The sequence below is a fragment of the Pseudonocardia sp. DxW genome (assembly GCF_058448985.1).
Genome location: NZ_JBZFLK010000024.1, coordinates 72,125 through 82,333, shown reverse-complemented (window position 1 = coordinate 82,333; position 10,209 = coordinate 72,125). Strand labels below are relative to the sequence as shown.

General features: G+C 73.7%; 9 protein-coding genes and 3 pseudogenes. 9 read left to right on the top strand and 3 right to left on the bottom strand.

Annotated features, from left to right (window positions below):
* Positions 1–95: 95 nt before the first annotated feature.
* Together ACVJO7_RS28670 and ACVJO7_RS28665 are read right to left on the bottom strand one after the other, a co-directional pair.
* Positions 96–311: pseudogene (locus tag ACVJO7_RS28670) on the bottom strand (transposase); the annotation flags it as partial.
* A 134-nt stretch (positions 312–445) separates the two neighbouring features.
* The gene (locus ACVJO7_RS28665; RefSeq protein WP_491675491.1) at positions 446–985 is read right to left on the bottom strand and encodes a pyridoxamine 5'-phosphate oxidase family protein; all 540 of its coding nucleotides are present in this window, start codon (positions 983–985) and stop codon (positions 446–448) included.
* 549 nt (positions 986–1,534) lie between these two features.
* Between ACVJO7_RS28665 and ACVJO7_RS28660 the strand changes: the two genes are divergently transcribed.
* From ACVJO7_RS28660 to ACVJO7_RS28650, 3 genes are all read left to right on the top strand, one after another.
* Positions 1,535–2,512: a GlxA family transcriptional regulator gene (locus tag ACVJO7_RS28660; RefSeq protein WP_491675490.1), complete on the top strand. Its 978-nt coding sequence runs from the start codon at positions 1,535–1,537 to the stop codon at positions 2,510–2,512.
* A 103-nt stretch (positions 2,513–2,615) separates the two neighbouring features.
* Positions 2,616–3,356, top strand: a complete 741-nt coding sequence (locus ACVJO7_RS28655) for a DJ-1/PfpI family protein (protein ID WP_491675489.1) — start codon at positions 2,616–2,618, stop codon at positions 3,354–3,356.
* Positions 3,357–3,561: 205 nt separating this feature from the next.
* The gene (locus tag ACVJO7_RS28650; RefSeq protein WP_491675488.1) at positions 3,562–4,326 is read left to right on the top strand and encodes an alpha/beta hydrolase; all 765 of its coding nucleotides are present in this window, start codon (positions 3,562–3,564) and stop codon (positions 4,324–4,326) included.
* A gap of 8 nt (positions 4,327–4,334) precedes the next feature.
* Here ACVJO7_RS28650 and ACVJO7_RS28645 read toward each other — a convergent pair whose 3' ends face one another.
* Complete coding sequence (locus tag ACVJO7_RS28645) at positions 4,335–5,258, bottom strand: alpha/beta fold hydrolase (protein WP_491675487.1); 924 nt, start codon at positions 5,256–5,258, stop codon at positions 4,335–4,337.
* Between the two features lie 195 nt (positions 5,259–5,453).
* Here ACVJO7_RS28645 and ACVJO7_RS28640 point away from each other — a divergent pair.
* From ACVJO7_RS28640 to ACVJO7_RS28615, 6 genes and pseudogenes are all read left to right on the top strand, one after another.
* Positions 5,454–5,777: pseudogene (locus ACVJO7_RS28640) on the top strand (MFS transporter); the annotation flags it as partial.
* A gap of 31 nt (positions 5,778–5,808) precedes the next feature.
* Positions 5,809–6,696: pseudogene (locus ACVJO7_RS28635) on the top strand (MFS transporter); the annotation flags it as partial.
* A gap of 49 nt (positions 6,697–6,745) precedes the next feature.
* A complete protein-coding gene (locus tag ACVJO7_RS28630; protein ID WP_491675486.1) occupies positions 6,746–7,015 on the top strand; it encodes a hypothetical protein in 270 nt (89 codons plus the stop codon).
* A gap of 158 nt (positions 7,016–7,173) precedes the next feature.
* Positions 7,174–8,193: an LLM class flavin-dependent oxidoreductase gene (locus tag ACVJO7_RS28625; RefSeq protein ID WP_491675485.1), complete on the top strand. Its 1,020-nt coding sequence runs from the start codon at positions 7,174–7,176 to the stop codon at positions 8,191–8,193.
* A 119-nt stretch (positions 8,194–8,312) separates the two neighbouring features.
* Positions 8,313–9,407 (top strand): cupin domain-containing protein, encoded by a 1,095-nt coding sequence (locus ACVJO7_RS28620; protein ID WP_491675494.1) that lies wholly within the window; start codon positions 8,313–8,315, stop codon positions 9,405–9,407.
* Positions 9,404–10,165, top strand: a complete 762-nt coding sequence (locus tag ACVJO7_RS28615) for a maleylpyruvate isomerase family mycothiol-dependent enzyme (RefSeq protein ID WP_491675484.1) — start codon at positions 9,404–9,406, stop codon at positions 10,163–10,165. The genes ACVJO7_RS28620 and ACVJO7_RS28615 overlap by 4 nt, the downstream gene beginning before the upstream one ends.
* Positions 10,166–10,209: the final 44 nt, after the last annotated feature.

Genomic DNA, 10,209 nt, shown 5'->3' with positions numbered 1-10,209 from the left:
GACCGCGGGAGATAACCACGTCCACCAGGCAAGATCCGGGACCTCACGTGCCCGTCGACGACGTCGCGGACGGCCGCCGAGCGACTCCAGATAACGATCGCGTTCGTGGAGCAGATGACCTTGCGGATCTCGACGTCGTAGTCGAGGAAGGGCACGAACTCCGACCACGCGTTGTTCCAGAGCGCGATGATCGCTGGGTACTGCCCGCCCCACCGCTCGCTGAACTCGGCGAACCGCGCCGCCGCGGCGGCCTCGGTCGGCGCGGTGTAGACAGGGCGCAGGTCCCGGGCGATCTGCTCCCAGTACTCCCTTCCAGATCGGTGGAGTTCACCGCGATGGCGACGGCGGCTCGGACGGTTCGCCGGTCCGTTCCAGCGGGCGGATCCGCACTCATGGTTTCAATCGTAGTCCGGTTCTGGTGTCCGTCCGGGCCGACCTGCTCCCATCAGGCCGTCGGTTCTCGATCGAGCAGACCTGCGGGGTCGGTGCTGTAGGCGACCATCCAGCTGGGGTCGATGCGGTACCAGACGCTCTCGTCCCAGAAGGGGTTGCCGGTGTCGTCGTCGTAGTGGTCGACGAGATGGTCCCGGATGGCCGGCCAGGCCGGGTCGCTGCTCGCTGCCTCGGGGTTCAGCGGAACGGCGTGTCCGTGGGTGAAGATGCCGAGTTGCTCGCCGCGCATGAATGTCGCGCTGATGCCGGGCCGCGCGGCGAGATGGCGGGCTTTCGCGGCCCGGCGGTGGGTGCCGATGATCCAGCGACCGTGCAGGAAGTGGCCGTCGGCGCCGCTGATACGTGGCTCGCCGCGCTGGGTGACCGTGGCGATGGCCAGGGTGCACATGCCTTCGCAGACCCGGACGACCTGCTCGCCGTTCAAGGTGTTCTCACCTGGCCTGATGATCGATCGGAGGTGGTCGCCGGAGCGTTCCCAGGAGCTGTCGAGCAGCACCTGCAGGCTCTGCAGTTCGTCGGGAGTCTCGAACACCCGGCCAGGGAACCAGCTACCACCGACAATCTCGTCCGACTCCTGATCGGTGACGCGATCTCCGAGGCGGTCCGTCTGTGTGCTGAGGGGGCGGCACCGGTGGTGGCCTGGAGCCGGCACCCTCCACAGTGGCGGTCCGACGTTGCCGCTCCACGGCACCGCACGGCCCCGGCTGCGCTGCCGGGGCCGGCGCAGCACCCGGGCGAGCGTGACGGTCCAGAACTGCAGGTCGAGCCAGACCAGCGGGCCCGCCGCGGGCGGCGAGGACCGGTCGCGCCGTGGAGCACTGCCACTCGGTGACCCGGCCGTCGGACGTCGTCGGAGAAGGACGGCCGCGGCACCCATCCCGGGCCGTGGAACAGCGCGTCTATATCGGTGTGCGGAACGTCGAGGACCGGGGCGGGGCGTGCGGCGAGGGTCGTCCCACCCGATCCCGGGACCCCGGCGATGATGGTGCGGCGCGGCCGTACGGGCAGCGGGTCGTTCCAGCGCGGCACGATGCCACCGCAGGAGGAGCGCGTTCCCCACGAGTCCGCGGGAGGTGACCGTGTGACGCACGACCCGCACCGCGTCGTGGCGCTGTTGCTCCCCGGCGTCGTCCTGGACTTCGGCGCCGTGACGCAGTTCTTCGGCCACCGCCACCGGGACTCCGGCCCCGTGCACTACGCCCTCGCGGTCTGCTCCCCGGACGGCCGGCGGGTCCCGTCGGCGGCCGGTGTCGACATCGGTGTCGACGGAGGACCGGAGCTGCTGGCCGACGCCGACACGGTCGTCGTGCCGGGGTACGAGGACATCCTCTCCCCGCTGCCGGAACCGGCGTCGGCCGCGCTGCGGGCGGCGTCGGCGCGGGGCGCCCGCCTCGTGTCGATCTGCACCGGGGCGTTCGCGCTCGGGCACAGCGGGCTGCTCGACGGCCGCCGCGCGACGACCCACTGGCGCGTCACCGGCGAGCTGCGGCGGCTGTTCCCCGCCGCGACCGTCGTCGACAACGAGCTCTACGTCGTCGACGACGCGGTCCTGACCTCCGGCGGGGTGGCGGCCGGGATCGACCTCTGCCTGCGGATCGTGCGCGAGGACTGCGGTGCCGAGGTGGCGAACGCGGTCGCGCGCCGCAGCCTGGTGGCGCCGCACCGGTCGGGGGACCAGGCGCAGTTCGTCGAGCACCCGGTGCCGGAGCCGTCCGACGTCGACATCGCCGCCCTGCTGGCCTGGATCGACGACCACCTCGGGGACCCCCTCCGGCTCGCCGACCTGGCCGACCGCACCGGCTACAGCGTCCGCACCTTCGGGCGGCTGTTCCGCGCCGAGGTCGGCATCCCGCCCTGGCAGTGGGTGACCCGGCAGCGGGTCCTCCGTGCCCGCCACCTGCTCGAGGCCTCCGACCTGCCGGTCGAGCAGGTGGCCGCCCGCTGCGGCTTCACCTCGACGGTCGCGTTCCGGCGCCGGTTCCACGACCTCGTCCACGTCTCGCCGTCGCAGTACCGGCGCACCTTCCGCGGCGAGCCGCCGGACCGGTCCCAGGGCTGAACACGGCGCGAAAGTACCGGTTCCCGGCGCGCCGGCCACTCACGCCGCGGGCCCCGGGCACGCGATCGTGGTGGTGTCCCGTCCGTTCCACCAGGGAGGCCCCGTGATCCCCGACGACCAGCACCTCGAGATCGGCTCACTGGTGTTCGACGGCTTCGACCAGATCGACCTGACCGGGCCGTTCGAGGTCCTGTCCCGGATCCCGAACTCGTCCTACCGGCTCGTCGGTACCGCCGAGGGCCCGGTCCGCGACATGCGCGGGCTCCGGGTGCTCCCCGACCTGACGATCGCCGAGCCGGCGCGCTTCGACGTCCTGCACGTCCCCGGAGGCCCCGGCCAGGAGGCGCTGATGGAGGACGAGGAGGTCCTGACCTGGCTCCGCGACCAGGTGTCGGGGGCCCGTGCCGTCCTGTCGGTCTGCACCGGGGCGCTCCTGCTCGGCGCGGCCGGCCTGCTGCAGGGGCGCCGGGCGACGACGCACTGGGCGGCCCTGCACCTGCTCCCGTACTTCGGCGCGGTCCGCGACGACAGCCGGGTCCTCGTCGACGACACGTGGGTGTTCGCCGGCGGGGTCACGGCCGGGATCGACGGCGCGCTCCGGCTCGCGGCCGAGCTGCGCGGGCGGCGGGCGGCCGAGGTCGTCCAGCTGGGCATGCAGTACGCCCCGGAGCCCCCGTTCGACGCCGGCACCCCGGACACGGCACCCCCGGAGGTACTGGCCCGGGTGCGGGAGGCCCTGGGGGATCTCACCTCGGGCCGCGAGCGGACCGCGCGCCGGGTCGCCGACCGCCTCGGCGTCCGGCCCGTCCCGGCGGCCGGGGGCCCGTCCGGCACCGGGGGCTGAACCGCGCCCGGTCGCGGAAACTCGCTGGCCGACCACCCGCGGCCGCACTACCGTTGCCGCAGCCGTGCACCGAACCGAGGAGGTGGGACCCGTGACCGCAGCAGACAGCCGGGTGCTCCCCTCCGGGGACACGGCCGGGCGGTAGGTCGCCCGGGAGCGCCCTCTCCCGAAGGGCACGACCATGCGACTCCGCATGCGACTCCGCATGCGAATCCGCACCGAACAGCGCCACGACGATCTGGTCGAGACGGCGTTCTCCCTCGACGACGTCCCCGGGATCCTCTGGACCCCGGCCACTCCGGCCACCCCGGCCACCCCGACCACCCCGGCCGCCGCGACCACCCCGTCCCCGCTGGTCCTCCTCGGCCACCCCGGTGACCTGCGCCGGATGCACCCCCGGCTGCTCGCCCGGGCCCGATCCTGCGCGGCGGCGGGGTTCGCCGCGGCGACCCTCGAGCTACCGGGCGCCGGCGACCGGCCCCGCGACCCCGAGGCCGACCGAGCCCGCGCCGACCTGCAACGCGCGGTACGGGCCGGTGAGCCGGTGCCCGACGACGTCGTCGACCGGCTCGTCCTTCCGCTGGTCGAGCAGGCGGTCCCGGAGTGGCGGGCCGTGCTGGACGCGCTGCTCGCCCGCCCGGACCTGTGCGGTCCGGTCGCCTGGTCGGGCGGGATCATCTCGCTCGGCGTCCGGATGGCCGCGGCCGAGCCGCGCATAGCGGCCGCGGTCCTGTTCGCCGGCAGCTACGTGCCCCGCGCGATCGTCGAGGAGGCCCGGACGGTCACCGTCCCGCTGCTGGTCCTGCTGCAGTGGGACGACGAGGGCAACGACCGGCAGCACGCACTGGATCTGTTCGACGCCCTCGGCAGTCGCGAGAAGACGCTGCACGCCAACACCGGCGGGCACACCGGAGTCCCCGCCTTCGAGGGCGACGACGCTGCCCGGTTCCTCGTCCGGCACCTGAGGTGAGCGAACAGTCAGCCGGCCCGGGGGAGACCCAGGATCCGGCGGCGCAGCGCGTCGCGGTCGCCCTCGGCCGGCGCCGTCCCGTCGACGAAGTCGCGCAGCAGTGACACGAACCGCTCCGGCTGCTCGGCGTGCGGGAAGTGCCCGGCGCCGTCGAACACTTCCAGCCGGCTGTCGGGCAGGCGGTCGTGCGCGGCCAGGGTGTGCGCGAGCGGGATGACACGGTCGCGGTTCCCGCCGACCAGCAGTACCGGGACCTCCTCGAGCAGGTGCAGCCGCTGCGCGCCGTCGAGACGCTGGCCCGACGGTTCGAGCGCGCCGCGGGCGGTCTGGACGAACGCGCCACGGGTACCGCGGTCGGCGAAGGTCTCCAGCGCGGTGTGCACGCCGTCGATGTCGGAGCGCGGCGCCGTCCCGACGCGGTGGGCCAGGCGGCGGGCGGCGCGGCGCATCCACGGCGGGGTCAGCGACGCGGCCGACCGCAGCACCAGCTCGGTGCCGGGCAGGCTCGCCGCCCGCAGCGCGAGGGTCAGGTCGTGCCCGAGGCCGCCCGAGGCGACGAGCGCGACCCGCTCGGTGAGCTCGGGGAACTGGTGCGCGAACTGCATCGCGATGCCGCCGCCGAACGAGTGCCCGACGATCGTGGCCCGCTTGACGTCGAGCGCCGCCAGCAGGTCCCGCAGCCCGGTCGCGTAGCCGCCGAGGGAGTAGTCGCCGCTGCGCGGGGCCTCGCTGGCGCCGTGCCCGAGCAGGTCCGGGGCAACCACGTGCAGGCCGCCCGCGAGCGCGTCGAACACCGGTGCCCAGGTGCGTGAGCTTGCGGCGAGACCGTGCACGAGCAGCACCGTCGGGCCCTCGCCGCGGCCGGACTCGCGGTAGCTCACCCGCTGTCCGTGCAGCAGGATCTCTCGCTCCTGGGGGGACTGATCCGCCACGGGGAACCTCCGTACGTCGACGACTCCATGCTGCCGTCCGGCCGGGTCCGGGGCGGTGGGGTCCGCCGGTGTCCTGGGGGCGTCGGAGGCGGGGGGTGACAGGGGGTCGCGACGCCGGCGGAGCCCGAACCCCAACCCTCGCTCACGCCCATGAGCAGGCCCGGCAGAAGGGACGCGGCCACCTAGGCTCGCCCCGTGGACGGACGCGAGGTTCTGCGCATTCCCGCGTTCGCCCGGTTCTGGACGGCGAGCACGGTAGGCGTCCTCGGCTCCCAGGTGACGATCGTCGCGGTCGGGGTCCTGGTGGTCACGGTGTTGGGCGCCTCGGCCACCGAGATGGGCGTGATCAACGCCGTCCAGTACCTCCCGTACCTGCTCGTCGGCCTGCTGGCGGGTGCGCTGGTCGATCGTCGGCCACGCAAGCCGGTCCTCGTCGTGACGCTTCTCGGCCGCGGGATTCTGCTGCTCGCCGTCCCGGTGCTGTGGTGGGTCGACGCCCTGACGCTCTGGGGACTCGCCTCGGTGCTGTTCGCGTTCGGGGTGCTGTCGGTGTTCGGGAATGGCCGCCACCCAGTCGCTGCTGCCCTCGCTCGTTCCGCGTCGCTCGTTGCTCGAGGCCAACGCCCGGCTGGGACAGTCGGCGACCGTCGCGCAGACCTCCGGCCCGGCGGCCGGGGGCGGCCTCGTCGGCTGGATCGGCGCGCCCTTCGCCATCCTGGTCGATGCGCTGGCCCACGTCGTCTCGGCGCTGGTGATCGCGTCGATCCGGGTCCCCGAGGATCTTCCCGCCCCGTCCGCGCGAACGAGCATCTGGCGGGAGATCCGGGAAGGCCTGAGCTGGACCTACCGGCACCGCACGTTGGCGCCCCTCGCACCCTCCACCCACATCTGGTTCGTCGCGAACGCCGCGGCGCTGACCGTGTTCGCGCCGCTGGCCCTGCGAGATCTGGAGCTGTCACCGTGGGCCTACGGCGTCGTGCTGGCGGTGGCCGGCTGCGGCGGCTTCGCCGGTGCGCTGCTCGCTCCCGGGGCCGGTCGTCGGCTGGGGGAGGGGACGGCGATGCTCGTCGGCCGCCTCGTCACCCCGGCGGCCTGGCTGGCGGTGGCCCTCGTCCCCGGCGGCGGGGTCTGGGCGGTGCTGACGGTCGCGCTCGCGCAGGCCGCCTACGGGTTCGGACTCGGTCTGGAGGATCCGAACGAGCTGGGCTACCGCCAGGCCGTCACGCCGATCGGGTTGCAGGGCCGGATGAACGCCACCATGCGTTCGGTCAACCGCACGATGGCCGTGATCGGGGCCCTGGCGGGCGGGGTGCTGGGCGACCGGATCGGCTTGCGGCCGACGTTGTGGCTCGCGGTGGTCGTCTTCTGCGCGGCCGCGGCGGTGATCGCCTTCTCGCCTCTTCGGGGCGCCCGGCACGACGACGAGAGCGCAGCCTGACGGACGGCGAGTCCGGGTACCGTCGGCGTCCATCGCCGGAAGGAGCGTCATGGCCGTGGCACACCTGAGCGCCGAGGAGATGGCATGGTTCGCGTCGGTGCCGGCCGACGACCCGGCGCGCGTCGCCGACGCCCGGATCCGCGACCATGCCGAGCGAACGGGCGGCCGGACGCTGGCCTACTGGAAGCTGGAGCTCGGCCGCATCTGGGGAGACCCGATCATGATGACGCCGGACGAGGCCGCGGCGCGCCTGGGCTGGACCGAGGCCGAGGCCGACGAGGTTCGCCGGGCCACGTTCCGGGCCTGCGGATACGCCTGACGCGCAACGCGGGCGCGCCCCGCCGGCGACGTGCGGACACACGCCCCGGCGGCGGGCTCCCCGCGGCGCGGGCCCGGACCCCGGCCGATCGGCCCCCGGGTGGACGGCGTCACGGCGCCGGGCGGAATGCCCGGCCGCCCACCCGAGTTGGTTGAGACATGAAGAACATTGGGTTCCTGTCCTTCGGGCACTGGTCCCCGTCTCCGCAGTCCCAGGTGCGCTCGGCGTCGGACACGCTGCTCCAGTCGATCGAGCTGGCCGTGGCGGCGGAGGAGCTCGGCGCCGACGGCGCTTACTTCCGGGTGCACCACTTCGCCCGTCAGCTCGCGTCGCCGTTCCCGCTGCTGGCCGCGGCCGCCGCCCGGACCAGCCGGATCGAGCTCGGCACCGGTGTCATCGACATGCGCTACGAGAACCCGCTGTACATGGCGGAGGACGCCGGCGCCGCCGACCTGATCTCCGGTGGCCGGCTCCAGCTGGGGCTCAGCCGCGGATCGCCCGAGCAGGTCATCGACGGGTACCGCTACTTCGGGTTCGAGCCCGCCGAGGGCTCCACCGACGCGGACATGGCGCGCGAGCACACCCGCCAGTTCTTCGAGGGGATCGGTGGTGAGGGGTTCGCCCGGCCGAACCCGCGTCCGATGTTCCCCAACCCGCCCGGGCTGCTGCGGATCGAGCCGCACTCACCGGGCCTGCGGGACCGGATCTGGTGGGGCGCCGGAAGCCGGGCGACCGCGGAGTGGACCGCCGAGCGCGGGATGAACCTGATGAGCTCGACGCTGCTCACCGAGGACACCGGCGTGCCGTTCCACCAGTTGCAGGCCGAGCAGATCCACCGTTTCCGGGCGGCCTGGGACGCGGCCGGGCACCAGCGCGAGCCCCGGGTCTCGGTCAGCCGCAGCATCTTCCCGATCGTCAACGACCTCGATCGGCAGTTCTTCTGGCGGGATCGGCACAGCACCGACCAGGTCGGTCACATCGACGGCGGCGAAGCCCGGTTCGGACGCACCTACGCGGGTGAGCCGGACAAGCTCGTCGCGGAGCTGGCCGAGGACGAGGCGATCGCCGCGGCGGACACGCTGCTGCTGACCGTCCCCAACCAGCTGGGTGTCGACTACAACGCGCACGTGATCGAGAGCGTGCTCACCCACCTGGCGCCGGAGCTCGGCTGGCGCTGAGCACGGCCCGGCGCGGATGCGCCGGGCTATCCCGGCCTCTATGGTTGGGGTACTGACTATTATGGGTCAGTGCCGGCCGAACAGGCCCGACCGATCAGAGAGGACCGGCCATGGAGCAGATGGACGGCGCCGCCGACACACCCGAGCTGCAGCGCCTGTACGCGGACTTCGAGTCCAACGATCTGGCCCCGCTGTGGACGCAGCGCGAGGGCATCCAGCCCTTCGTCCCGTCGCCGAAGGCCGTCCCGCACGTCTGGCGCTGGAAGATGTTGCTCGACATCGCCGAGCGGAGCGGTGAGCTGGTGCCGGTCGGGCGGGGCGGGGAGCGGCGCGCGATCAGCCTGCGCAACCCCGGCCTGCCCGGAACCGCCTACGCGACACCGACCCTGTGGTGCGCCATCCAGTACCTCGGCGGGCACGAGACCGCCCCGGAACACCGGCACAGCCAGAACGCCTTCCGGTTCGTCGTCGAGGGGGAGGGGGTGTGGACGGTCGTCAACGGGGATCCGGTGGCGATGCGCCGCGGCGACCTGCTGCTCACCCCCGGCTGGAACTTCCACGGCCACCACAACGACACCGAGCGGCCGATGGCCTGGATCGACGGCCTCGACGTGCCGTTCGCCGCCTACACCGACGTCGGGTTCTTCGAGTTCGGGTCCGACCGGATCACCGACGAGGCCTCGCCCGCCGTGTCCCGCGGTGAGCGGCTGTGGGCCCATCCCGGGCTGCGCCCGCTGTCCAAGCTGGAGGACACCGCCAGCTCCCCGCTCGCCGCCTACCGCTGGGAGCACACCGACCGTGCCCTGACCGAGCAGCTGCGCCTGGAGGACGAGGGCCATCCGGCCACCGTCGAGCAGGGCCACGCGGCGATCCGCTACGTCAACCCCACCACCGGTGGCGACGTCATGCCGACCATCCGCTGCGAGTTCCACCGGCTCCGCGCCGGCGTCTCCACCCGCACCCGGCACGAGGTCGGCTCCGCCGTCTGGCAGGTCTTCGAAGGGAGCGGCACGGTCGTGCTCGGCGGCACCGAGCAGACCCTGCAGAAGGGCGACCTGTTCGTCGTTCCCAGCTGGACGAGCTGGTCCCTGCACGCCGACGGTGAACAGTTCGACCTGTTCCGCTTCACCGACGGCCCGATCATCGAGCGGCTGCACTTCCAGCGCACCTGGATCCCCGGCGTGTCCGACGACGGCGCCGGCGGCGTCCGTTGAGTGCACGTACCGACCACACCACCGATCCGGTGCTGCGGGACGCGCTGGTGCAGGCCCGCCGGGGGCAGGCCTACTTCTCCCGGCAGCTCGAACGCCTGCCCGACGCCGGGTTCGCCGGGCCGTCCCGGCTCCCGGGATGGACCCTGGCCCACGTCGCCGCGCACGTCGGGCTGAACGCCAGGGCGCTCACCAGGCTCTGCAGCTGGGCCCGCACCGGGGTGCCCAACCCGATGTACGCCTCGCCGGAACAGCGCGGCTCCGAGATCGATCTCGGAGCGACCCTCCCGGTCCGGGCGATCCGGCACCTGTCCGACCACGCCGCCGTCCATCTCGACGTCGAATGGCGTGACCTGGAACCGGAGCAGTGGGCGAACGAGGTGCGCACCGCCCAGGGCCGCACCGTCCCGGTCAGCGAGACGGTGTGGATGCGGTCCCGCGAGGTCTGGCTGCACGCCGTCGACCTCGGCAACGGCGGGCGCGTCGCCGACTTCCCGGCGGAGGTCGTCGACGGCCTGCTCGACGACCTGATCGCCGTCTGGCGGCGCAAGCGCGGCGCGGACGCCCCCGGTCTGGTCCTCGAACCGGGCGACCGCGACCGCGTCCGCACCCTGGAACCCGGACCGGACGGCTCCGGTGACAGCACCACGGTCCGGGGGACGGCCGCCGACCTGGTCGCCTGGGGGACCGGGCGGGCCGGGCCCGGGGCCCTGCACACCGCCGCGGGCTCCCCGCCCCCTGCCGCACCGCAGTGGCTGTGAGCGTCGCGGCCACCGGTGCACGGACCGGCGAGGGCGGGGCGGAG